Below are 24,494 nucleotides of genomic sequence, written 5' to 3' on the forward strand. Positions count from 1 at the left end.
GACTGTTTGTGTCACTCGCCGAGCTCACCCGTCAAACCACCGCTGCGGTTTGGGGTTGATGTTCTGCCAAATGTGTTTCGTCTCGCGATATTCGGCTAATCCGGATGGCCCGAGTTCGCGGCCGTTGCCGGACTGTCCGAAGCCGCCCCACTCCGCCTGCGGCACGTAGGGGTGGTAATCGTTGATCCAGACCGTCCCACAACGAAGCGCGCCCGCCACGCGCTGCGCTCGCGACGCATCCGAGGTCCACACCGCGCCGGCGAGCCCATAGTCGGTGTCATTCGCGAGGCGCACAGCCTCTGCCTCGCTGCGGAAGGTCTCGACGGTGAGCACGGGACCGAAGGATTCGTCTCGGGTCACGGACATGCCCGCATCGCAGCCGTCGAGCACCGTCGGTGGGTAGAAAAAACCACCGGCCAGTGCCGGATCGTCGGGAACGATACCGCCGCAGCGCAGAATTGCTCCTTCTGCGACGCCGCGCTGCACGTACGCGTGCACCTTCTGCCGATGCTCGTTTGAGATCAACGGACCGGCCTCTGCAGTCTGGTCGAACGGGCCACCCAAGCGAATGCGACCTGCACGGCGCACGACCTCGTTCAGCACGTCATCGTGCGTTTCTTCCGCGATCAAGAGCCGGGCACCAGCCGAGCAGACCTGGCCGGAATGCAGAAAAACAGCGGTCAGTATGTGATCCACGACGGTCTCGAAATCGGCATCCGCGAAGACGATATTCGGATTCTTCCCGCCGAGTTCCAGCGCGACCCGCTTCACCGTCGCGGCTCCCGCCGCCATAATCGTTTTGCCGGTATTCAAGCCGCCGGTGAACGAGACCAGGTCGACCCGTGGATCCGAAGTGAGTACCGAACCAACCTCGACTCCGGTGCCGGTGACCAGGTTGGCCACGCCTGCCGGCAGACCGGCCTCTGTGAGCGTGTTCATCAAGAGGATCGCCGTCGACGGCGTCAACTCGCTCGGTTTCAGCACGAACGTGTTTCCCGCCAGCAGAGCCGGCGCGACCTTCCACGACACCTGCAACAGTGGATAGTTCCACGGCGTGATCAAGGAGCAGACCCCCACGGGGGCATACACGATCCTGCTGATCGCATCCGGGTTACCGGTCTCGACAACCCGACCTGCGTCCGTGCCTGCAACATCGCCGAAATACCGGAAGCAGGCGATGATGTCGTCCATGTCGTATTCGGACTCGACCAGTCGCTTGCCGGTGTCCAATGATTCTGCCCGCGCGTACACCTGCTTGTCCCGAGCCAGCAGTTCGGCAACGCGATGAAGCAGAGCACCGCGCTCTTTCTCGCTGACGGATGCCCACACTCCGTTGTCGAACGCTGCCCTCGCCGCCGCTATCGCTCGCTCGGCGTCCGCTCGGCTGCCGCGAACCACAGTGGCGACGGGGGTGCCGTCTGCCGGACAACGGATCTCCGTGACTCCGCCGCCTGCCGATGTCACCCACTGGCCCCCGATGTAGAGACCTCCGACGCTGAGTTCCGCTTCAGCGTTGGCGGGTGCGGGTGACAAACTACTCACGTTCTACGTCCTTCGGGTTTTGCTCAGCCTGGTGTTTCATCGCTGAGCGTTGCTGTGGAAGCGCCTCAGGCAAGCGATATGCCGGAAAAATTCGAACTGTTGCATATTCCGCATCACGTCGCTGTGTCTGCAACATTCTCTGGCGGAAGCGGCAACGATGTCAAGCAATGCGGCAAAGTCGGCAATGCCCGCGATTTCGGATGCCGCGCTAGCGCCGGTAGAACGGCGCGGCACTTGGAGACAGCGGCGCACGCCCGAGAATCATGTCCGAGGCCTTCTCTGCCAGCATCATCACCGGTGCGTAGATGTTGCCGTTCGTGATGTACGGCATGGCCGACGCGTCGACGACTCGCAACCCTTCCGCACCGTGCACTCGCATCGACAGCGGATCTACGACCGCCATCGGATCGCTGGACGGTCCCATCTTCGCGGTGCACGACGGGTGAAGCGCCGTCTCGGCATCCCGTGCCACCCAGTCAAGGATTTCCTGGTCTGTCGCAACGGCTGCGCCGGGGGACGTCTCGCCTCCGTTGTACGGATTCATCGCGGGTTGGCCGAGGATGTCCCTGGCGACCCGCACCGCCTCGACCCATTCGCGTCGATCCTGATCAGTGGACAGATAGTTGAACCGGATCGACGGATGCTTGCGCGGATTGCGCGACGTAACCCTCACAGAGCCTCTGGCGTCCGAGTACATCGGGCCGACGTGCACCTGATACCCGTGGTTGCGATCCATCCCGCTGCCGTCGTAGCGAACGGAGATCGGCAGAAAGTGGAACATCAGATTCGGGTAGGCGACCTCGTCGTTCGACCGAACGAAACCGCCGCCCTCGAAGTGGTTGGATGCAGCGGGTCCGTTCCGCAGCAGCATCCATTGAAGACCGATCATGGGGTAGCGCCATTTCGCCAGGTAGGGCTGCATGGTGACCGGCTCCAGGCAGGCGTGCTGAATGTACACCTCGAGGTGATCCTGCAGGTTCTCGCCGACGCCCGGCAAATCGACAACAGAGCGGATGCCGAGCTTGGCGAGCTCAGCAGCGTTGCCGACTCCGGAGAGTTGCAGCAGTTGCGGCGTGTTGATCGCGCCACCGCACAGGATGACCTCTCCAGCGGCGACGTGCTCGGTCTGGTTGCGGTGCCGAAAGCGCACACCGGTCGCCCGGGTGCCGGAAAACGTGATCTCGGTGACCAGAGCCCGAGTTCGAACGGTCAGGTTCGGGCGATGCCGATTCGGCCGGAGATATGCGCGTGCCGCGGACAGACGCCTGCCGTTGTGCACATTGCGGTCGAATGCAGCGAAACCCTCTTGCCGGTAGCCGTTGACGTCATCCGTGCGTGGATAGCCCGCCTCGACGGCGGCGTCGAAGAACGCCCCGAACAGTGGATTGGTCGCGGGCCCTCGCTCGAGCACGAGTGGTCCACCCTTGCCGCGCAATTCGTCGTCGCGGTCGGCCGCCAGAGCGTTCTCCATTCGACGAAAATAGGGCAGGCAATTCGCGAACGACCAACTCTCCATACCTGGATCTGCGCCCCATCGCTCGAAGTCCAGCGGGTTGCCGCGCTGGAAGATCATGCCGTTGATCGAACTCGATCCTCCAAGAACTTTGCCGCGCGCGTGTGCAATCCTGCGGCCGTTCATGTGCGGTTCCGGGTCGGACTCGTAACGCCAGTCGTAGAACGGATTCCCGCTCGGGAACATCAGTGCCGCCGGCATCTGGATGAACAGATCCCACGGGTAGTCGCTGCGACCCGCTTCCAAAACGAGTACGCTCCGAGTGCCGTCGGCGCTGAGCCGGTCGGCCAGCACGCAGCCGGCGCTGCCACCGCCCACGATGACGTAGTCAAAGGTTGTTGTGATCATCAGTCGAGTCTTCCTTGTGGCGTAGGGTGGCACATCGAATGTAGGTTAGGCGCACCATGAGCAACGAGAACAGCGATGTAACCGGCGCACAGTCCGTCGATCGAGCCGTAACAGTTCTGGAGATCATCGCCAGGCACGGCGAGGCGAGTGTCTCTGAAGTCGCGGTCGAACTCGGAGTGCACCGATCGACGGTGTCTCGGTTGCTCGCCGTGCTGAGGCTTCGCGGGGTGGTGGACATTGCAGGAGCTCGAGGACGCTATCGGCTTGGACCCACCGTGCTGCGCCTTGCCAGTTCCATCCATTCGCGACTCGAGGTCACCGTGCAGGGTGCAGAGATCTGCGACCGACTCGCCGCCGACCTCGGTGAGACGGTGAATATTGCCATCCTTCAAGACGACTTCGCCGTCAACGTGTATCAGGCCGATGGCAAAGGCGCTGTAACCGTCAACAATTGGATCGGTCGTTCCACACCGCTGCATGCCACCAGTTCCGGCAAGATATTGCTCGCTTGGCAGCCGGAGGCGTTCAAGTCGGACCTGCTGAGCGGGCCCCTGGCTTCGTTCACGCAGGACACCATCACCGACCCAGACGTGCTCGTGAACGAACTGGCCAATGCCGTCGCGGACGGATTCGCCACAAGTCACAGCGAACTCGAGGTCGGCCTGGATGCCATTGCGGCACCGATCCGCGGTGTCGGCGGTGTTGTTGTCGCGGCACTTTCCGTTTCGGGTCCGAGCTACCGGATGCAACCCCAACAACCTCGGGAACGCACCGCCAGCACGATGGCGGCGAACGGGGGTGCCGCCATCACGGTGGCCGCCCCTGCGATGGCGGCCACTGTGATGGCAGCCGCCACGGAAATCAGCGCGCGAATGGGTTACCTGCGCTGACCCACAGCGACCCGTCATGACGCCATGAGGTTCCGATGCCACTCGTGGAAGATGCCAATGTGGTGCTCGGCCGGAACCAGCACGCCGCCATTTTCATAGATCCGCGATGACATCGCCGGCTGGGTCTCCTGGCAGGCTTTGAAGTCCTGACGGTTGACCCGATCGAACAGCTCGACGGACTTGGTGAGGTCCACGCCACTTTCTACAACACTCGGCAGGTACAGCCAATCGCATTCGATCACCGTGCGATCAGCAGCCATCGGGAACATCCTGTGGAAGATGATGTGGTCCGGCACCATGTTGATGAAGACCTGCGGTTTGATCGTAATGGCGTAGTACCGGCGCGCTTGATCCTCGGCGACGCCCGGCAGCAGATCTACGCCGGCAGACCCGTCGACCGTGAATCCCTGGATGTCTTCGCCGAACTCGGCGCCATGGTTCACGTAGTATTGCGCGGAAAGCCCGTTGGCGAACTCGGGCAGCACTTCGGTCAGTTCCGGGTGGATGGTTGCGCAGTGATAGCACTCCATGAAGTTCTCGATGATCAGCTTCCAGTTCGCTGCGACATCGTAGGTGATCCGCTTGCCGACGGACAGGCTCTCGACCTGGTAGTGGTCCAAGTTTGAGACCTCACCGAGCCTGGTGACAACCTCGCCGAGCACGGTCTCTTCGAACGAGGGAGGCTCGTCGGCGAGGCAGACCCAGATGTAGCCCAGCCACTCGCGCACATGAACCGGGATCAGCCCTCGTTCGTGTCGATCGATGTCCGGCATGTCTGTGAGGTTCGGGGCAGCGATGAGCTTGCCGTCGAGATCGTAGGTCCAAGCGTGATATCCGCACTGGAATGACCGCTGAGCATCCTCACTTTCACCAAGGAGCACCTGCTTGCCACGGTGGCGACACACGTTGTAGAACGCCCTGGCCTCGCCTTTGCGATTGCGGCTCACGATGAGTCGCTCGCGGCCGACCTGAACGGTCTTGAATGCGCCGGGCTTTGCGACCTCGCTGCTTCTGACCACGCAGAACCAGCACTTCTCGAACAGTTTTTCCTGCTCCATCGCGAAGACTTCAGGGTCCGAGTATGCGGATCCCGGCAACGTCGGCATCAGCGAGCCGGCAAGCGGCTCCTCGATTTGTTCAATGATCATGGTAGGTCCTGCTCCTGTTCAGTCGTGCCGGAGAGGCGGGCAGCCTCTCCCTTTCCTGCCGGTTCATGCCAGAGCTTGCTCAGGCATACGCTGGGTTCGTGCTGCTGCAGCCGCGAGGCGTTTCGTCCACGTCGCAACAAGATGCTGTTGGTTGATCCCGACAACCGCCACCGGCTCGCCGGCGCGCCGGAAGACTTGGAACAGATCGCCGCTCTCCAGGCTGCCCGCCTCGGTGACGGGCTCTTCTCCACCCAGAAGCCGGCCCGCGAATTGGATCCTCGAGCCGCACTGATCCGACCACACGTAGCTTGGCCGCAACGGGCGGGCGGGCGGCTGCCCGGTGAGCAAGGCGTGAACAGCCGCGACCGGGCGTTCCCGAGAGTCGGTCCAGTGCGCCACTCTGTGGTGGCGGCCCCGGATCGGATCGAACCAGGCGCAGCAGTCACCGACGGCGATGACTCCCGGTGCGCTTGTCGCTCCGAACTCGCCGCAAGCGACGCCATCGGGCAACTCCAGCCCTGAGCCGGCCAACCAGCTCACCGAAGGAATGGATCCGATTCCAACGACGACCACGTCAGCCGGCACTACTTCACCAGAGACCAACTCCACGCCGGTCACGCGCTCGGACCCGCGAATCGCAGCGACCGGCGCGTTGTTCCTGATCACGATTCCGTGACTGCGCTGAAGCTGCTGGACGGCGACGCCGACGTCATGGCCGAGCGTGCGACACAGCGGCGTGTCTGAGGACCCCAACACTGTGACATCGAGTCCGAGGCCGCGCGCTGTCGAAGCGACTTCGAGGCCGATAAAGCCTGAACCGACGACGACAAGCCGCGCGCCCGGAACAAGCTCAGCCTTCAGCGCGGTTGCTTCCTCGAGGGTGCGCAGGATATGTGCACCGGGTGGCAGTTCCGAGAAAGTACGTGCGGAGGAGCCGGTCGCGAGAATCACGACATCCGATCGAAGGGTCGCACCGCCGGCCAGGGTGACCAAGCGCTGGGCGGGGTCGAGCCCGATTGCTCGGGTTCCGAGAAGCCAGTCTGCGCCAAGGTCTTCCCCTTCGGCTTCGAGCGAGAGCTCCTCCTCGTCGATCGCTCCCGCAAGGAATTCCTTGGTCAACGGCGGCCGATCGTAAGGGCGGTGCGCCTCGTCGCCGATGATCGTGATGGCTCCGTCGAAGCCCTGCCGTCGTAGTGCACGGGCGCTCGCGTGTCCGGCCAATCCTGCGCCGACGATCGTGACGGTCTTGATGCCACGCATTTCGCGCGCCCTAGTAGCTCGTGCCTGGCGGCAGGTTGGGTACGGCTTCCGAGATCGACACGTGGACGTCACCGTCGATGATCGTAACCGTGTGCGCACGCACGGGCCTCTTGGCGGGCGGAGCGTCGACTGCTCCGGTTCTCAGATCGAACCTCGAAGCGTGCAACGGACACTCCACGCTGCCGTCTTCGACCCAGCCGTCGGCCAGCGACGCGTTCTGATGAGTACACGTGTCGTCGAGGGCGAAGAACTCGTCCTCCTCAGTGTGGAAGATTGCGATCGGCGGAGTGACCGCATCGACCCTCATCGCCTCGCCGAGGGGAATGTCTTCGAGAGCGCAGATCCTCATCGAACTCCTTCGTTCGCATCACACACAGTTCGCACCATGTACAACATGACTCAATATATGCAACATCATGTTCCTCATCGCGCTCGGCTGTCAAGCGAAACGATCAAGTCCGTGCGCGGGTTAGCGCGCTCCGCCGAGTTCCAGCAGGGCGACCCCGCCAAGAACGAGTGCAATTCCCGCCAGTTGTGCAAGCGTCATCGCTTCGTGGAAAACCAGCCAGCTGATGATCGCGACCATCACGACACCGACTCCGGCCCAGATCGCGTATGCAATTCCAAGGGGGATGCCGTGCGCCAACGAAGCGGACAAACTCGCGAAAGCGCCTATGTAGCCGACCACCACGACGAGATATGCCCACCATCGAAAGCCTTCGCCAGAGGTGAGTTTGAGGAAGGTCGTCGCAATGACCTCGGCGGCGATCGCAATGCCGAGAAAGAGATAGCCCATGTGCGCCCGTCTTCGGCCGCAGCGAGTGGCACGAATGTGATGTGTGTCCGGTCCAATCTAGCGCCGAGCGCCGCCGGGCCGCTCGTGCGGGCTCCGCGCCTCAAAACAGGCATCCTGACGCGTTCGCACGGGACCAGCCGATTTCGGCCTGCTGTGACGCCAACCTCCTGTTTTCCGGCGGCGGCGCTACTGGTATGTCTCAGTTTGGTTGATGGTTTGGAGGGTGATGCGTCTGCGGGCGAGCTTCTCTAGGATGCTCTTGGCGCTCGCGGTCCAGACGAGCGCTTTGGGCTTCCCGTTGTGGGCGGCCATATAGTCCTCGATCGCGTCGATCAGGGAGGGTGCCGAACGGAACTCCGCCACGTCTTAACGCTTTGTCTGTTAGTTCGCGGAACCAGCGCTCAACGAGGTTCAACCAAGGCGATGATGTCCGCGTCAAATGCAGACGAAACCACGGATGTTTGGCCAGCCAAGCCTTCACGTTCGCGTGCTTATGGCTGGCATAGTTTTCCAGGATCAGGTGGATCTCCAACGCTACCGGCACGTTCCTCTGGATCGTTGTCAAGAACTTCAAGAACTCAATGTGACGATGCTTGGCCAAGCACGAACCGGTCACACGCTCGGCAGCCACCTCCAACGCCGCGAATAGAGTGGTCGTGGCATTGCGGTTGTAGTCGTGAGTCATCGTTGCCCCGCGCCCTTTCATCATCGGCAATGACGGGTGGGTGCGATCCAACGCCTGGATCGAGCACTTCTCGTCCATGCCCAACATGATCGCCTGCTCCGGCGGATTCAAGTACAGGCCGACGACGTCAATGAGATTCTCCTCGAAGGCCGGATCGTTGGAGAGCTTGAACGAGTCGACCAGGTGCGGTTCCAATCCGCGCGCCGCCCAAATGCGTTGCACCTGCGCCGGGGACACCCCTGCCCTGACCGCCATCGTCCGCACCGACCAGCGAGTATGCCCCCGGGCTTGGAGCTCCATGTCAAATCAACGATCTCGTCAATCTTCGACCGCGGAATGACCGGCTGACCGCCCCGCCCAGTACGCACCCCGCGTGAACTTCGCCAACCCCTCCTGCTCGAACCAGCTACGCCAAGCGAGCACCGTGGCCGGCGCCACCTACACTGTCCGAGCAATCGTGGAATTGGCAACCCCATCGGCCGCCAACTACAAAACACGCGACCGTTTCGCCTCACGACGCGCCGCCGTCTGCGACTTCGACAACACGACCAGCATCGCACGCTGACCACCGGACATCACCAAAGCAGGCGCCGGACTCCCCAACCACCAACAATAACAACCAAAACACTAATCATTTCGCAGACATACCACTAGTGTTATTTTGTTTGGCGAGACCGCAACTGAGTATGCCTTTGAGTCGCCTTGCTGCGGCATGAGCCGAATCGATCGAGCAGCCAGCGCCAGTAGCTGTTGTCAAGGCATTGCACGACACAGTGGCGGCAAAGCTGGCAGAAACGACCTGACCCGAAAATTTCGGGAGAAAAGCTCAACCGCATGGGACGGAGTGCGATGCCGGAGTATGGCCCGTTCTCAGTTGACCCTGCGAGGATCGGAGCTCTGGGTGGGGCGAACTTCGGTCGAACAATCAATCGTCTTTTGGCCACCGAGGTTGCGGCTCATGGAATGGCTGGCGCGGCACTCGAGACAACGTATCTAGAAAATCTAGGTGACGGAGGCGTCGATGCAGGTTTGCACGGCGCACTTGGAACGGAATGGATTCCGGCCGGAGAGAGCGCTTGGCAATTCAAGGCTGGAGACCTACCACCAGCGGAATGCAAGACAGAATTGCGTGGGGCGAACCGGGCGAAAGAGATATTGGCTGCTGGCGGGAGTTACCGCTTGGTTCTGGGCGCCACGCGGACCTCTCAGATGATTGCTAGTCGCAGGGCAGCGCTCGTTGAGGTAGCCCGTGAACTTGGTGTGGCTGACCCTGAAAGCAAGATCCTGGTCATCGCTGCTGATGCCCTCGCCCGATGGATCGAAACGTACCCGGCCCTTGCCGCCAGCCCGCTGTTTGGGGGAATTGGCCGCGGGGTCCTAACTTTCGACGAATGGAGCGGGTCACACCCACATAACACGACCTGGACGTCGTCGCCTGGACGTGATGCTGAGATCGAGGGTCTTCGAAACTCGATTGAGTCCACCGCCTCGTTTGCTTCTCGTATCGAAGGAGTCAGCGGACTCGGCAAGAGCCGCATGGTACTCGAGGCGATGCGATCTCAGACGTACGAGGCGCTTGTCGTTTACTCCCCAGCAGCAGATCATTTCCCACTTGACGTGCTTATCCAGCTTAGGTCTCAGGGCCGCGTTGCCGTGGTCGTCATCGACGAGTGCGACCGCAATGAGCACGAAGTTTTCGCCTCGGCTTTGGCCGCGGTCGATTCACGAATTCACGTTGTGACTATTGGGGAACCGGCCGCGGGATCAACACGATCGCCGATCTTTGATCTGTCAGACTTCACCGACGAAGCGATGCAGGAAATGCTTCGCGCGAATCGCCCGAGTCTCTCGCCCGAGGCCGAGCGAGTAGTCGTTCAGATTGCGGCTGGCAACATTGACTACGCACTAAAACTCGCGCAGGTGGCCGTCGACCGCGGTCCGGGCGCTGCAGGCGCGTTCATTACAGAGGACGACCTTCGTGCGTTCTTTGTCCAGGAGCTTCCTGAAGGCCAACTTTTTTTAGCCAGCTGCGCGCTCGCGCTATTTAGCAGGTTTGGAGTTGACGGAGACGTCGGGGAAGAACTCGACAAGATCGCAGCCGGGGTTGGCCTTTCGCCAGATGACCTCCGCGGCGCTCTAGTGGAATTGGAGCGACTTGGGCTCCTGTCGAGGCAAGGCAGATACCGAACCGTGAGTCCGCATCCCGTGGCAATATTCTTGGCTGCCAAAGGATGGCAACAGTTCGGAGAGGTAATCATCACCGATTTGCTCCAAACGATCGATGCTGACCTGGCCGAGCGTCTATTTAGGCGCGCCGCCGACATCGGGGAACTCGAGGCTGGTAGCCCAGCTATGGAAGCAGTCCTTGGTACCGGTGGACCGTTAAACTCACTCTCATCGATGGTCGAGGGAAACAACGCCAGTTTGCTCGTCCACTTCGCGGTGCTCTCGCCGGAACTCCTGACCGATCACCTCGCCGAGCTCATAGCTGACGCCTCGGAGGCCGAATTGCAGCGGACTCTGGGCATACGGCGAGACTTGGTTTGGTCGCTGGAGAAGCTCGCGTGGCACTCCAGCACCTTTTCCACTGCCGCTGATGCACTGCTTAGGCTCGCCATTGCCGAGAACGAGTCGTACAGCAATAATGCCTCAGGCACTTGGACAGAATTCTTTGGCACCATGCTGCCCGCTACCGCGGCGCCACCAACCCTGCGAATGGGCTACTTGGAAGCGTACGCCGCGTCCAGCGATCCGCGGGTTCGGCTCTTAGTCGCGCGGGCCGCAGGTGGGGCGCTCGACCCGCACGAGTCCATTATGATCTCGGGCGAAGTTCAGGGTGGCGTCGTGGTCGAACCCCGAGGTCGTCCAGATAGCTGGCCCGAAGTCTGGGCATATCGAAACTCTGCAATAGACATACTTGCCCATCTCACAGTGGATGTCGATCCAGGCGTCGCCGAAGAAGCGCAGAAGCGCTTGATCGGATCTATCCACGGGCTTCTCGAATACGACATCAATCGAAGTCACCTCGGTCAGGCCGTTGGGCAACTCTCTCCGGAGGTCGTCGCCCGTACGCGTATCGAGGTAGATGGGTTGCGCACATTGTTTGCTCGGGCTGACGTCCAAGACGCGCGCCCCAGCGATTTGGCTGAGTTCGAAGCGTTGTTGCCGGTCGAGACGCCAGGTGAGCGGCTCATCGTTCTTGCAAACACCCGCACCTGGGACCGAGAAGCGGCCGACGTAGTTCCTGAACTGATTGAGGTAGCACAACAGGTCGATCCACACAATCCGCTGGAAGCGCTTGTTGGACTCCTGGAGTCGTCGCCGGAACTGCCGGCGGCGTTTGCAATCGGTCGTGCCATCGGATCCTTGGATATCGACCGGGGTATAAGGCTACGTGCGCTGGGCAAGTTCGCAGGACTGCCAAACGGCGAAGCCTTGATCGCCTACCTGCATTCACTCGTCGACGCCGGCGACAGCGAAGCCTTTGATCGGTATCTTGATGAAACTAGTCTGCCAGCCTTAGTCATTCTGCAATACTCGGCCCGTGGAGCAAGAACCCCGGCAGCAATCGCGCGGGTAGAGCGATACATCAATCAAGTCACTGTCGCCGAAGCTGCTCGTCTTCTGTCCTACTGGCTTCACGATGCTGAGCAGGCTGAGGCTGCTCGGTATCTAAGTCAGTGGAACACGCGTATTCAAAGCCAAACGGACTACAACGCTGCAATCGACTTTGCCGCGATGCAGGTGTTCAGGAAAGAGGGTCAACTTCCCGACCTCGACCGTGCTGTTGCAGAGCTTGTTGCGCGGAGGACCGAATTTCCTAACGTCGGGAACGAGAGTTATGACTGGTCGGTTCTGGTTGCCCGGCAAGTCGAGGCGAACCCCTTGGGAGTAGCACAGCTGATTGCGGACCTAATTGACGTAGGCGCGCTCAGTGCTTTCGCGGGCAGCACCGAAGTGGGGCTCCTGCAGGATGCAGTGAGGCTGGGAGGGGAGCCGGCCTGGGTAGACCTGATGGATCGGCTCGACAAAGGCCAATGGAGGCTTTCTGTGTCAATCGACAATTGGCTGGGAAACGCCTTGAGCGTGGAAATTGCAGAACGGTGGGTAGGGGCAAGCGTCGAACGCGCTCGTGCATTGGCCGGAGTAACAAAGCCCGGCGGCAGACCGCTCTCCCCCGTCGCCCGCTTCTTGATAGACAAATATGGAAACGATCCACAAGTTGAATCGCGTCTGCGGGGCCAGTTCATCAGCGGAATGTGGACCGGAAACATTTCAGATCACCTCGGAAGACAGATCGCCGATGTTCGTAGCTGGCTAAGCGAACCTAAACAGTCCCGGGCAGTCAGATTGTGGGCTCGAACACTAGTGACAGGTCTCGAGGAGGGCCGCCAGCAAGCACTATTAGAGGAGGAAGAGCAAGGCTTGTAGGGGTCGAAGCATAGGGGCGGCCGCGGCGAACGACGACCATTCGGACAAATCAAGTCCGCGCCACAAGCTAATAGATCAGCGTATCTACGCGACGGGGTAGCAGAAAGGTCTGTGCCTTTCAGAGTTGATGGCATCTACAGTCTCCTGAAGGCACAATGGAACTATGGGCTTTGAGGCGCCACGACCGCTGCTATGCGGTGCGTCCAACGGGCAAGCAATCCGCCCTTGCTGTGATTCGATGATGTATCTGGGTGCCGTCGATGTCGTAGAAGCTTCGCGCGAGGCTCGGCGACTTGTGACCTACACAGTCGAAAGTATCTAGCATGGATCGACAACGGACGTGGGAACCTCAGGTCTGCTTTGGTAGTTCACCCAGCGTCGGTTTCATCAAAAGACGAGCGTCAGGCGTTGGTTTTTTCGGGCAGCAGCGACCATTGCACCCCGATGATGAGTTGTACCCATTGCACTTCGGCCACAATGGTTCCTCCAATACCTACCACGGACGCCGTTAGAAGCGCACCTGTCCGTGACGAGATCGAGGCAAAATCGATCTCCGACCACGAGCACAAAGTGGTCGTGGCATTGCGGTTGTAGTCGTGAGTCATCGTTGCCCCGCGCCCTTTCATCATCGGCAATGACGGGTGGGTGCGATCCAACGCCTGGATCGAGCACTTCTCGTCCATGCCCAACATGATCGCCTGCTCCGGCGGATTCAAGTACAGGCCGACGACGTCAATGAGATTCTCCTCGAAGGCCGGATCGTTGGAGAGCTTGAACGAGTCGACCAGGTGCGGTTCCAATCCGCGCACCGCCCAAATGCGTTGCACCTGCGCCGGGGACACCCCTGCCCTGACCGCCATCGTCCGCACCGACCACCGAGTATGCCCCCGGGCTTGGAGCTCCATGTCAAATCAACGATCTCGTCAATCTTCGACCGCGGAATGACCGGCTGACCGCCCCGCCCAGTACGCACCCCGCGTGAACTTCGCCAACCCCTCCTGCTCGAACCAGCTACGCCAAGCGAGCACCGTGGCCGGCGCCACCTACACTGTCCGAGCAATCGTGGAATTGGCAACCCCATCGGCCGCCAACTACAAAACACGCGACCGTTTCGCCTCACGACGCGCCGCCGTCTGCGACTTCGACAACACGACCAGCATCGCACGCTGACCACCGGACATCACCAAAGCAGGCGCCGGACTCCCCAACCACCAACAATAACAACCAAAACACTAATCATTTCGCAGACATACCACTAGCGGATCTCCGTAGCGAAGGTCGCAAACCCGGCCCGGCGCATCGCCGCCGCGACCGCAGCCGTATTGTCCAGCTCCGCGAGCGCGATCATCGCGCCGCCCCCGCCCCCGCCGGTCAGTTTGGCGCCGAGCGCGCCGGCGCGCCGCGCGACGTCCACCAGCATTTCCAGTTCTGGGCTCGAAACTTGCAGCGCGTTCAGAAGCCCGTGGTTGATGTTCATCAGATCGCCGAGCTGCGCAATGTCACCGCGACCCAGGGCATCCGCGCCGGCACGTGCAATCGTGTCGATCTGCGCGAAGATTGCATCATAGAGGGATGACCATCGGTCGCGACCCGCGCGTACGTTCTCGACGGTGCGCGACGTCAGCGAACGCACGCCGCTCAGCCCGATGATCACCGGAATCGGATGCGGTGGCACCACCGGCACGATCTGCGGCGCGCGCTCGGCATCCGCTCGCCGAAACAGAATCGGCTTGCCGAAGGTCGCGACCGTATTGTCGATGCCGGATGGCGTGCCATGCACGATCCTTTCGCACTCGAAGGCGATCGCGTTCACGGCGGCGTCGTCGATGGGAATTCCGCAGCAGTCGGCGACGGCGCGGATCAGCGCGACCGCCTGCGCTGCGGATGCGCCAAGCCCGCTCGCGCGCGGCAGATCTGCGAATACCTCGACCCGGATGCCCTCGCCTCCAACACCCAACTGCTGCGCGACCAGTGCGAGTACCCGAGAGGACAGCTCCGCTACGGCAGGAGTCGGTGAGCCGGGCTCCTCCTGGGGGAAAGACAATTCGACCACGCCTCGCTGCCGCACCGCGCGCGCGTGGATCCCCAGGGCGATCGGCGCTGCAACCGCGTGCGCACCGTAGACCACGGCATGCTCGCCGAACAGAATGATCTTGCCGAAACCGGAGTGCATGACAGCTGCGGACATTGCTGCAGCGCTCGCGCCCGGATCGGATGCTGCCGTCTCGCCGGCGACCGATTCCGCGTCACCAGAAGCCGATTCGGTCACCTCGGCAACGGATGCCGATGACCCCGCATCGCGCGTTGCCGACTGGCCCTTCTCACTCGCACTCGCCGCCTCGGCACGCGCCCGCTCAACCTGCACCCCCTCGAGGATGCGCCGCGCCTTCCACACCTTGATGTCACCGCCGGCGACCAGCCGGTCAACCACCGTGTCGAATAGGGCTCCCGTCGCACCGGCTGCGACCGCGACACTGCGCGCGTGCAACCGCATGTGCCCAGGCTGGATCCCCTCGGTCGACAGCGCCTTGAGCGCCGCCAGATTCTGCGCCAGCCCGACGGCGGCCATCACCTCAGCGAGCTCCGCCGCAGTCTCAACCCCGAGGATCGAATTCGCGATCCGCACGACCGGATTCGACTCGACCTGCCCGCCGACGGTGCCGACCTTCAAAGGAATCGTGAGCTCCCCGACGAGGTTGCCATCGGCATCCGTCTGCCACGCGGTCAGCGGCGCATAGACCCCGCCCCGCGCCGCATATGCGTGAGCGGACGCCTCGATCGCGCGCCAATCGTTGCCGGTGGCGATCGCAACGGCGTCGATGCCGTTCATGATGCCCTTGTTGTGGGTGGTGGCACGATAGCGGTCCATCGCGGCGAACTCATTCGCCCGCACAACCCCGTCGCGCACCTGTTCGCCGGTGAACTGGCCCGATTCCAATCGCTGGGCCGGAATGACCGCTCGGGCGTGCACCAGTGCACGGTCGGCAAGGTTCGACAGGATCCGCAGAAACACCCGCCCGCCGCTGATCTGCTCGATCAGCGGCGCGACGGCCTCGCACATGGTGTTGACCAAGTTGGCGCCCATCGCGTCACGACTGTCGACGATCAGGTGCACGACGAGCAATTCGCCGTCATGCGCGGTTGCGCCATGGAGAAGCACCTCGATGCCGGTTGCGCCTCCACCGCGTGCCACCATGTTCGGATGCTGCCGGTTCGCCAGCTCGAGAATCTCGCCTGCACGTTCGAGCAGCCGCTCCCGCGCCGCCGCGGGGTCGGGCACGCTCAACACTTGAACCTGCCCGAGGATCATCGGTGTCTGCGCGATGCTGGTGAATCCGCCTGCCCGCCGAACGAGTCGTGCCGCCGAACTGACCGCGGCAATGATCGAGGGTTCCTCGACCACCATGGGCACCAGGTAGTCCCGCCCGTTGATTTGAAAGTTCAGGCCGAGCCCAAGCGGCATCGAGAACACGCCGATGACGTTCTCGGTCAGGCGATCGGCCTGTTCCGTGTCGAGTCGATAGCTGCCATCGGCCAATGCCTCGAAGTCCGCGTCGTTGACGATCCCGCGCTCATGGAGCACGCGCCACCGCTCCGCGACGCTGAGTTGGTAGAACTTCGGGATGCGGGAGTCAGTCACAATGCGCCCTCCGTTTCACTGCGGCGGCCGCGGCCGAACGAGCCGGCGGCGGGCGCGTCCGCACGTGGCGACTGCTCGACCCGCACTCCGGGCGCACCGAATCCGAGCGGGACCGTCTGAATCCCCGCCTCCCGAAGAGCGGATGCGACGGCCGTCGCATTCACGCCCCTGCTGGCGAAGACCAGCCCGACGTCGCCGCCACCGGCACCAGACGTCTTGAACACGCCACCGCTCGCGGCGACCAGGCTGCGCAGCCGGAGGTGCTCGTCCGTGATGATCCCAGCGTCGGCATGCGAGTCGAGCGCGATCAGAGCATCGCAATACCGATCGGCGAGCGTGAGAAATGCGTCAGCCGAGGACAGCGCCGCAGCAGCTTGGCCCGCCAGACCGGCCAGCCGGTCAAGGTCGGCGGCGTGGCCGGCTGGATCACGGCGACCGTATTCCGCGACCCGTCCAACCAGCTCGGTGCTGCTACTGCCGGTTCCGGTCGTCACCACTCGCAGTTCGAGGTCGTCCGGCCACCGTTGCCGGATCACCTCCGCGCCAGGAGCTGCTCCCGACGTGCCGGTGAATGTGATCAACCCCCCGCTGCAACTGGCCGCGACGTCGCCGCCGCTGCCTGCGCCGCCCTGCGCCGCGCGGTGGCTGGTCGTCGCGCAGTCGAGAAGCTCGCTCGGAGTCAGGCGCAACCGGTGAGCAGCAGCCAGCGCCGTCGTCAACGCTGCGGCAACAGCGGCGCTCGAGCCGAGACCGAGCTTGTGGCTCCGATGCCAGAACGCTGCGGTGTCAATGGTCACCGTCAACCCGGTCGGAGACTCGACCGCCATTGCTGCGGCAGTGCGTCTCACCGCGTCGAAGACGCGCAACCGCTCGCGGGTGGCCGCGTCCAGGGCGATCGGCAGCGACCCGTCGGCTTCCAAGACACACCCGGCGATGCCGATTGCTGGGGCGATGACTCGCCAACGCTCGGGTTCCGCGGCCCCGCTGGGCGCAGCATCCGCCGTGGTCACAGTCACGTGCGCCCGCCGATCAACGGCCGTCAACAGCGCCGGCGCGCCATGCAAGACGGCGTATTCACCGAGCAGAAAGAGCTTGCCCGGCGCCGATGCCGTGATCCTGCCGCTGGCGCTGCCGCTGCCGCTGGCGCTTGCGGTCGCGGCCGTCATCATGTCTCCACCAGCTGGGCGGCGCCGCCCAGCCCGCTGACGCGCACGTCAGCAACACCGGGAACTGCCGCGAGCGCTGCGGCGACGGTCGCGGCATCCGCTGGAGCGCAGACCGCCTTGACCTGTGGCCCTGCGTCGATCGTGAAGTAGGTCGGCACCCCGTCTGCGCGCAGCCGTCGCACGGTGTGCATGGCCGCAACGGTGGCGGCGTTCCAGTAGATGAGTGCAGGGCGCGTCGTCAACATGAGTGCGTGCAACTTGAGGCAGCTGTACTCGGAGAGCTCGCCGAGCGCGCCGAAGTCGCGAGCCGCGATCGCAGCGCGCATGCCGGCCAGATCGTCTTCTGCACGCTCGACCCATGCGCCGAAGAACGGCGACGTCGCAGAGCTCGCACCCATGCCGGCGCCCGATGACACGGATTTTGCCGCGTGGTCTGTAATTGCGACGACGACGCTCAGCGGCCAGGTTTCAGCATCCAGCAGGGGTTCTGCGAAAGCATCGGAGCCGTCTGCCGCGCTTCCGACGTGCATTTCGACGTAGCCGCCGAAGATCGATCGAGCCGCCGACCCCGACCCCTGTCGTGCGAGGATCGACAGTTCGCGGTCGTGCAACTCCAGGCCGGCCGCGTGCGACGCGGCCACGGCGAGTGCCGCAAATCCGGATGCCGACGAGGCCAACCCTGCCCCCGTCGGAAAGTCGTTCGACGAGCTGACCGACGCGCTGGCGTTCAGTCCAGCGCGTTCGCGCACGCGCTCGAGCACACGCCAAACCCTGCTGTCAACGCCGACCTCGCCGGGCTGACCGTTGAGAATGAACGTGTCGGCGCGGCGCATGCGCGGATCGGGCACGCCCGCATCGAACGTGACCCACGTGTCGGTGCTGAGCGCATCCAACGTGATCGAGATCGACCCGACGGCGGGGAGGTTCAGGGCGCGCTCCCGCTTGCCCCAGTACTTGATCAGGGCGATATTGCTGTGCGCACGCGCGTGTGCGGTGGTCTCACCGCCGATGGTTTTGACCACAGAGGTGCTCCGATCGCCTACGGTGAATTCTAGCGACCGGTGCGCGGCACGGCGGAATCTCGATGATCAGTGCCGCGAAACCACGGCGACGTCAAAGGGCGCGCTGATCGATTGCTAAAATTGGCCAAGCAATTGGGCTCCCGTTGTGGGGGCATCCCAGCACGAGACCGGGAATGATAACCGTTGACATCAGGAATTAGTGGGCTGTCGCTGTACCTCCCTTCTTATCGGGTGCAGTTGGAGGACTGGTGTCGCTGGAATGACGAGCCGTGGAACAAGGTGCGCAGCGTCGTTGGACGCTCGTTCCGCATGCGCGGCCCCCACCAGAGCGTTTACACGATGGCGGCGAACGCCGTCTGGCGCCTGATCCGCGACTACGACGTCGACCCGCGCCGGGTCGGCTTCCTTGCGCTTGGTACGGAGTCCTCTAGTGACAACTCCGCAGGCGCGGTAATCATCAAGGGCATGATCAACGATGCACTGCGTGCGAACGGCATGCCCGAACTCGGCAGGGACTGCGAGGTGCCCGAGTTCAAACAGGCCTGCTTGGGCGGCGTTTACGGGCTGAAGGGCGCGCTGCGCTATCTTGCCACGGACGGGGTGGGCCGGCAGGCCATCGTGGTCGGCGCCGACGTCGCAGAGTATGCGATCGGGTCGAGCGGCGAACCGACGCAGGGTGCTGGCGCCGTTGCGATGCTCGTCGAAGGTGACGCGAAACTGCTTGAGATCGATCTGGCGGGTGCCGGCAGTGATTCCGACTACCGGGTGGTCGACTTCCGCAAACCGTTCGCCCGCTTCCGCCAGCCGCCGCGCGACGACGGCCAGATGCAGGATCTACCGGTCTTCAACGGCCGCTATTCGACCAGCTGCTACATCGATGCGACCCACCATGCCATGGCGATGATGCTCGGCAAGCGCCCCGGTCGCGCCGTCGACTATTTCGACGAGGTCGATGCGGTATTCATGCACCGGCCTTATCACCGGATGCCCGCAACCGGCTGGGTGATGTCCTATCTGTTTGCGCTCGCCGCCGACGGCGAAGCAGGTCAGGCCACGCTGCGCGGCTACTGCGCAGACGCCGGCGTGGATGCGGACGGCCTGATCGCCGAGTTGCTGGCACCGTCGCCGTTCCGTCACGATGACGCGCACATCGGCGAAGACACCGGTGAGGTGTTCCCGCTTTCTCGGAAGCTGCGTCAGTACCTGGTGCGCACCGAGGCCTGGAAGCGTCTCGTCGACGACAAGCTCGGGCTCGGCTCCGACCTGATGCGCGATCTCGGCAATCTGTACACGGCCGCGCTGCCCGCCTGGCTGGCCGCTGGTTTGTGGCAGGCGCAGGCAGACGACGTCGAAGTCGGCGGGCAGGAGTGGCTCGCCCTCGGCTATGGCAGCGGCGACGCTGCCGAGGCGCTGCCGATGCGAGTGGCGGCCGACTGGCGGGATGCCGCGCGTCGTATCAACATCGACACGGCACTGGCTGCCCCAACGGTCGATCTCACCGAAGAGCAGTATTTGTCGCTGCACGAGGGTCGCACGGCCGGCTTCGTCGCAGCACCCACCACGGCGGGTTTCGTCGTCGACCATGTCGGCGCCACGAACACCCCCGAATTCGCCGACCTCGGCATCGAGTACTACCGGTTCGTCGAAGCCCCCGCCGTGCGCACCCCGTCGGTCGAGTAGCGCGCGAGCACACCTCGTCGGTCGAGTAGCGCGCGAGCACACCTCGTCGGTCGAGTAGCCCGCGAGCGCAGCGAGCAGGCGTATCAAGACCCCGCGACCCGTGGTGTGAGGTCTCGATACACTCGCTGGCGCTCGCTACTCGACCACCAAGCTCGTTGGTCGAGTAGCCCGCGAGCGCAGCGAGCAGGCGTATCGAGACCCGTTACCAGGTCTCGATACGCTCGTTCCTCGCTACTCGACCACCGAGACGCGCTGAAGCCGGCCGCTCCTCGCACTGACGGGCTGCAACCGGCAGAATTGGGCACATGTCGCATACGCCGCCCTCGCTCCACGAAGATCGTCGTCGCACGTTGAAAGCAGACTGCTCACAGTGCGTTGGGTTGTGTTGTGTTGCCCTGGCCTACGCGAAATCGGCCGACTTCGGCTACGACAAGCCCGCGGGCGAGCCGTGCGTGAACCTGCAGGATGACTTTCGTTGCGGCATCCACCCGAACCTGCGGGAACGCGGATTCAAGGGCTGCACCACCTTCGACTGCTTCGGAGCCGGTCAGAAAGTCACTCAGACAACGTTCGGCGGTCGCAACTGGCGCGATGCGGCAGAGACCCGCGGGCCTATGTTCGCGGTGTTCCCGGTCATGCGACAGTTGCACGAGATGCTCTGGTATCTCGAGGCCGCGCGGGCGGCACCGCAGGCGGCGCCCCTTTACGACGAGCTCGACCGGGTGCGAACCGCGACCGAACTGCTGACCACGGGCTCGGCAGAATCAATCCTCGCCCTTGACGTGGCTGCGCACCGGCAGAGCGTCAACGCCGTCCTCGCGCGGGGTAGCGAACTCGTACGTGCCGGCGCTCACAGCGTCGGCACACCTCCGGTGCCGAAGAAGTTCCATCCCGGTGCAGACCTCATCGGGGCCTCTGCTCGGGGCATCGATCTGCGCGGTGCGAACCTCCGTGGCGCGCTATTCATCGCGACTGACCTGCGTGATACGGATCTCAGCAGAGCGGATGTGCTCGGCGCGGATTTCAGAGACGCTCGCGTCGGCGGCTCAAACCTTTCCGAGACCCTGTATCTGACGCAATTCCAGGTGAATGCGGCGATCGGCGACGCCGCAACGCGACTACCGTTCTGGGCTGACCGTCCGGCGCACTGGGCGGATGCCGCATGAGGATCGTTTTCGCGCTCCTCCGAGCGATCGCCGGGATCGCAATCATTGCTGCGATCATCGCACAGCTCAGTACGAGCATCAGCTTCTGGCTGGGCAGCGGGGTCACCGACTTGACGACACAAATCACCAACTACTTCAGCTTCTTCACCATTGACTCGAACGCGCTGGCCGCTATCGTGCTCCTGATCGGAGCCGTGATCCTGGTGACCAGCAGGGGCGCTGACCCGAAATGGTTCACGCTGGTGCGGGCATCCGTCGTCACCTATATGGTCGTGACCGGCATCGTGTACAACCTGCTGCTGCGCGGCATCGAACTGCCGCAGGGTGTGACGGTGCAGTGGTCGAACGAGATTCTGCACGTGATTGCGCCGATCTATCTGCTGCTGGACTGGCTGCTGGCCCCGGGCCGCAGCCCGCTGCGGGGCGGCGCCGTGCTGAAGATCTTGATCTTCCCTCTGGTCTGGGTGGCGTACACCATGCTGCGTGCGCCAGTGACCGAAGACCCGATCCGCCACCAGGCCTACTGGTACCCCTACCCGTTCCTGGATCCGCACAACTCGGCGGAAGGCTTCCTCAGCGTCGCTTTCTACATTGTGCTGATCGCGGCCGTGATCGGGTTGGTCGCTGCCGGGATCGCGTGGATCTCGCGGCGCCGCAGGATCGGCGCCCGAACGCGTTGACACTCCAGCCGGTAGAAATGACACTCCCGCGCTGAGATAATCAGCGCCCGTGACCGGCGTGACCGCCGCCGAGCTGGTCTAGCACGTGATCCAGGATGCCGTCGAGCACGTCAAGGCCGTCCCGCACGCCACCGCTCGACCCGGGCAGGTTGACGACGAAGCTCCTGCCGGCGATGCCTGCGTGCCCTCGCGTCAGGATCGCGGTCGGCGTCACTGCCGCACCCCGGCGACGCAGTTCCTCCATGAACCCGGGGATCTCGCGCTGCAGCAGCGGCGCTGTCGCCTCAGGAGTGCTGTCGGTCGGTGAGATTCCGGTGCCGCCGGTGGTGATGATCAGCGCTGGGCGGGCGGCCACGGCCGTTTCGAGCGCATCGGCCACGGCGCGGCCATCCGCAACGACGATCGGATTCTCCACGTTCCAGCCACGTTCACGCAGCCATGCGGTGATCACCGGACCGGTGCGATCCTCGTAGACACCGGCCGCCGCCCGCGTGGATGCGACGATGACGACCGCCTGCCAGTGCCCGGTACCGGCGCTCACTGTTGAATCCTCACGGTTGAATCCTCCACTGTTGAATCCTCACGGTTGAATCCTCACTGGCGACTCCAATCGCCGCTTTTGCCGCCCTGCTTTTCCAGCACCATGATGTCTGTGATGACGGCACGGTTGTCAACCGCTTTGATCATGTCGTAGAGGGTCAACGCGGAGATGCTCGCCGCCGTCAGCGCTTCCATCTCCACACCGGTCACGGCGACGGTTGTTGCGGTCGCGATGACCAGAACGTGATCTCCCTGCGGCTGGATGTCGACGGCGAGCTCGGTCAGCGGCAGCGGATGGCACAGCGGGATCAGCGACGACGTCTGCTTTGCGCCCATGATGCCGGCGATGCGGGCCGTGCCGATCGCTTCGCCCTTGGGCAGACTTCCGTCGGAGATTGCTGCGACGACATCCGGCCGGGTGATTACGACGGCCTGTGCGCGCGCCGTGCGTTTGGTGGGCGCCTTGTCCGTCACGTCGACCATGTGGGCGGAGCCGTCGGCTCGCAGGTGGGTGAGCCCCGCTCCTGTGCGTTGCGCGTCAGTGCTTGCCTCTTCAGGCATCGATCCTCCAGATTTCAACGAGCTCGCCCGCTTCCACGCGCGTCACACCGACCGGAAAGTGCACGAGAACGCTCGACAGTGCGTAGGAGTGCAGCAGATGCGAACTGGCGCCGCCGATCAATTCGACCGCACCAGAGGCGTTCAGGATGCCGCGCCTCACTTGATGCTTTCCAGCCATCGACTCGACCGCTTGCGCAAGTGGCAACCGGGCGACCGTTCGGTGCTCGGGCAGTCCGGCCAGCCGGCGTAGCACGGGCCTCAAGAACATCTCAAAGGACACCAGCGTGCTGACCGGGTTGCCGGGGAATGCAACGACCGGCACCGAGAACGCCTCGCGTCCGTTGGCCGCATCGAACTGTGCGACACCGAGACCCTGCGGGCCGCCAGGCTGCATCGCAACGGGGCCGAAGACCACGCCTGCCGGCGCGAGCGCTTCACGTACGACCTCGAATGCCCCGGCACTGACACCACCGGTCGTGACGACGAGGTCGGTCTCGGCCGCATTGGCTGCCAACGCGGAGACGACATCCGCTGGATTATCGGGGAGCATGGCGGCTCGCACGGTCGCGCCGCACTCGGCGAGCGCGACCGCCAGTACGGTCGAGTTGCCGTCGTAGATCTGCCCAGACTCGAGTGGTTCGCCCGGCTTCTTCAATTCGTGGCCGGTGGAGAGCACGAGCACGCGCAGGCGTGGCCGCACCGGCACCGTGACGACCCCGCCCGAGCTGAGCACGCCCCACTGCGCGGGACCGAGACGCGAACCCGCAGCCAGCAATGTTGCTCCCACCGGCAGATCACTGCCCACGGTGCGCACGAACGCTCCCGGGGTGGGCTGTTCTGCGAAGCCGACGGTCTGCGTGCTCGCGGCGGCAGTGCCGTCGGCTGCAGCGCCGTCGACTGAACTGCCGTCGGCTGCAACGAAGTAAGGCGGGTCGCTCCTCTCGATGGGGACGATCGCATCCGCCCCCGCCGGAATCGGGGCACCGGTCATGATCGGCGCGGCAGTACCCGGGGCCAAAACCCCAACTGGGTCGCCCGCCGCTATCGTCATGCCGACGCGAATACGCACCGACGTCTCAGGCGCCGCACCGGCGAGTTCGGCTGCGCGCACCGCGTATCCGTCCATCTGCGAGTTGTCGAAAGGCGGAAGAGCGAGCGCCGCGGCAACGTCTCTCGCCAGAACGCGGTCCCGATACAGCTGCGGTTGCGCGATCAGGCCATCGACGGTCAGTTCGAGCTTTTCGGCAGACTGCGGGTCGCGCAAGGCAAGCGCCAGCGGCTCGAGGAGCGCTTCGACGGCGGCCTGGTGCTCAGCAACGGTGGTCATGTAGCCCTCTCCCGGCAAGATCTCGACTTCTCCATCATCTCGCATGACCCACCTCGTCACGCGCCGGCCCGCACCGAGGATTGGCAGCACCGAGGATTG

At 63.5% G+C, this 24,494-nt stretch carries 18 protein-coding genes and 1 pseudogene; 5 read left to right on the top strand and 14 right to left on the bottom strand.

What is annotated here, in order from left to right; translation table 11 throughout:
- Positions 1-24: 24 nt before the first annotated feature.
- Positions 25-1,542 carry an aldehyde dehydrogenase family protein gene (locus tag QU604_RS15505; protein WP_308465518.1) on the bottom strand — a complete coding sequence of 506 codons (1,518 nt, stop codon included), beginning with the start codon at positions 1,540-1,542 and terminating at the stop codon, positions 25-27.
- A 208-nt stretch (positions 1,543-1,750) separates the two neighbouring features.
- Positions 1,751-3,403, bottom strand: coding sequence for a choline dehydrogenase (betA, locus tag QU604_RS15510; protein WP_308465519.1), 1,653 nt, complete (start codon positions 3,401-3,403; stop codon positions 1,751-1,753).
- Positions 3,404-3,459: 56 nt separating this feature from the next.
- Here betA and QU604_RS15515 point away from each other — a divergent pair, with 56 nt between their 5' ends.
- Entirely contained in the window at positions 3,460-4,293 is an 834-nt protein-coding gene (locus QU604_RS15515) for an IclR family transcriptional regulator (protein ID WP_308465520.1), read from the top strand.
- Between the two features lie 14 nt (positions 4,294-4,307).
- Here the strand turns inward: QU604_RS15515 and QU604_RS15520 are convergent, their stop codons facing one another.
- The 5 genes and pseudogenes from QU604_RS15520 to QU604_RS15540 form a co-directional block, all read right to left on the bottom strand.
- Entirely contained in the window at positions 4,308-5,441 is a 1,134-nt protein-coding gene (locus QU604_RS15520; RefSeq protein WP_308465521.1) for an aromatic ring-hydroxylating oxygenase subunit alpha, read from the bottom strand.
- A 63-nt stretch (positions 5,442-5,504) separates the two neighbouring features.
- Entirely contained in the window at positions 5,505-6,701 is a 1,197-nt protein-coding gene (locus QU604_RS15525; protein WP_308465522.1) for an NAD(P)/FAD-dependent oxidoreductase, read from the bottom strand.
- Positions 6,702-6,711: 10 nt separating this feature from the next.
- Entirely contained in the window at positions 6,712-7,050 is a 339-nt protein-coding gene (locus tag QU604_RS15530) for a bifunctional 3-phenylpropionate/cinnamic acid dioxygenase ferredoxin subunit (protein ID WP_308465523.1), read from the bottom strand.
- Positions 7,051-7,170: 120 nt separating this feature from the next.
- Positions 7,171-7,497, bottom strand: a complete 327-nt coding sequence (locus QU604_RS15535; RefSeq protein WP_308465524.1) for a DMT family transporter — start codon at positions 7,495-7,497, stop codon at positions 7,171-7,173.
- Positions 7,498-7,683: 186 nt separating this feature from the next.
- Positions 7,684-8,785 (bottom strand): annotated as a pseudogene (locus QU604_RS15540) (IS630 family transposase).
- 333 nt (positions 8,786-9,118) lie between these two features.
- On the opposite strand from QU604_RS15540, the gene QU604_RS15545 reads away from it, so the two are divergent.
- The gene (locus tag QU604_RS15545; RefSeq protein WP_308465525.1) at positions 9,119-12,613 is read left to right on the top strand and encodes an ATP-binding protein; all 3,495 of its coding nucleotides are present in this window, start codon (positions 9,119-9,121) and stop codon (positions 12,611-12,613) included.
- A 401-nt stretch (positions 12,614-13,014) separates the two neighbouring features.
- Here QU604_RS15545 and QU604_RS22210 read toward each other — a convergent pair whose 3' ends face one another.
- The 4 genes from QU604_RS22210 to mvaD form a co-directional block, all read right to left on the bottom strand.
- Positions 13,015-13,518 carry a hypothetical protein gene (locus tag QU604_RS22210; RefSeq protein ID WP_409349972.1) on the bottom strand — a complete coding sequence of 168 codons (504 nt, stop codon included), beginning with the start codon at positions 13,516-13,518 and terminating at the stop codon, positions 13,015-13,017.
- A 350-nt stretch (positions 13,519-13,868) separates the two neighbouring features.
- On the bottom strand, positions 13,869-16,253 hold the full coding sequence (locus QU604_RS15555) for a hydroxymethylglutaryl-CoA reductase, degradative (RefSeq protein WP_308465526.1): 2,385 nt from the start codon (positions 16,251-16,253) through the stop codon (positions 13,869-13,871).
- Positions 16,250-17,422 (bottom strand): mevalonate kinase family protein, encoded by a 1,173-nt coding sequence (locus tag QU604_RS15560; RefSeq protein WP_308465527.1) that lies wholly within the window; start codon positions 17,420-17,422, stop codon positions 16,250-16,252. The genes QU604_RS15555 and QU604_RS15560 overlap by 4 nt, the downstream gene beginning before the upstream one ends.
- Positions 17,419-18,441 carry a diphosphomevalonate decarboxylase gene (mvaD, locus tag QU604_RS15565; protein WP_308465528.1) on the bottom strand — a complete coding sequence of 341 codons (1,023 nt, stop codon included), beginning with the start codon at positions 18,439-18,441 and terminating at the stop codon, positions 17,419-17,421. Before mvaD ends, QU604_RS15560 begins: the two co-directional genes overlap by 4 nt.
- Before the next feature lie 183 nt (positions 18,442-18,624).
- Here mvaD and QU604_RS15570 point away from each other — a divergent pair, with 183 nt between their 5' ends.
- The 3 genes from QU604_RS15570 (at position 18,625) to QU604_RS15580 (ending at position 21,967) form a co-directional block, all read left to right on the top strand.
- A complete protein-coding gene (locus QU604_RS15570; protein ID WP_308465529.1) occupies positions 18,625-20,121 on the top strand; it encodes a hydroxymethylglutaryl-CoA synthase in 1,497 nt (498 codons plus the stop codon).
- A 305-nt stretch (positions 20,122-20,426) separates the two neighbouring features.
- A complete protein-coding gene (locus tag QU604_RS15575; protein ID WP_308465530.1) occupies positions 20,427-21,287 on the top strand; it encodes a pentapeptide repeat-containing protein in 861 nt (286 codons plus the stop codon).
- Positions 21,284-21,967: a Pr6Pr family membrane protein gene (locus tag QU604_RS15580; RefSeq protein WP_308465531.1), complete on the top strand. Its 684-nt coding sequence runs from the start codon at positions 21,284-21,286 to the stop codon at positions 21,965-21,967. Before QU604_RS15575 ends, QU604_RS15580 begins: the two co-directional genes overlap by 4 nt.
- A 40-nt stretch (positions 21,968-22,007) precedes the next feature.
- Here the strand turns inward: QU604_RS15580 and QU604_RS15585 are convergent, their stop codons facing one another.
- Genes QU604_RS15585 through QU604_RS15595 form a run of 3 tightly spaced genes read right to left on the bottom strand, consistent with a single transcriptional unit; the run spans position 22,008 to position 24,440 of the window.
- Complete coding sequence (locus tag QU604_RS15585; RefSeq protein WP_308465532.1) at positions 22,008-22,508, bottom strand: MogA/MoaB family molybdenum cofactor biosynthesis protein; 501 nt, start codon at positions 22,506-22,508, stop codon at positions 22,008-22,010.
- A 53-nt stretch (positions 22,509-22,561) separates the two neighbouring features.
- Positions 22,562-23,068: a cyclic pyranopterin monophosphate synthase MoaC gene (gene moaC, locus QU604_RS15590; protein ID WP_308465533.1), complete on the bottom strand. Its 507-nt coding sequence runs from the start codon at positions 23,066-23,068 to the stop codon at positions 22,562-22,564.
- Positions 23,061-24,440: a molybdopterin molybdotransferase MoeA gene (locus tag QU604_RS15595; protein WP_308465534.1), complete on the bottom strand. Its 1,380-nt coding sequence runs from the start codon at positions 24,438-24,440 to the stop codon at positions 23,061-23,063. The genes moaC and QU604_RS15595 overlap by 8 nt, the downstream gene beginning before the upstream one ends.
- Positions 24,441-24,494: the final 54 nt, after the last annotated feature.

Origin of the sequence: Rathayibacter sp. SW19 (genome assembly GCF_030866825.1) — a bacterium.
Taxonomy (GTDB): Bacteria; Actinomycetota; Actinomycetes; order Actinomycetales; family Microbacteriaceae; genus Rathayibacter_A; species Rathayibacter_A soli.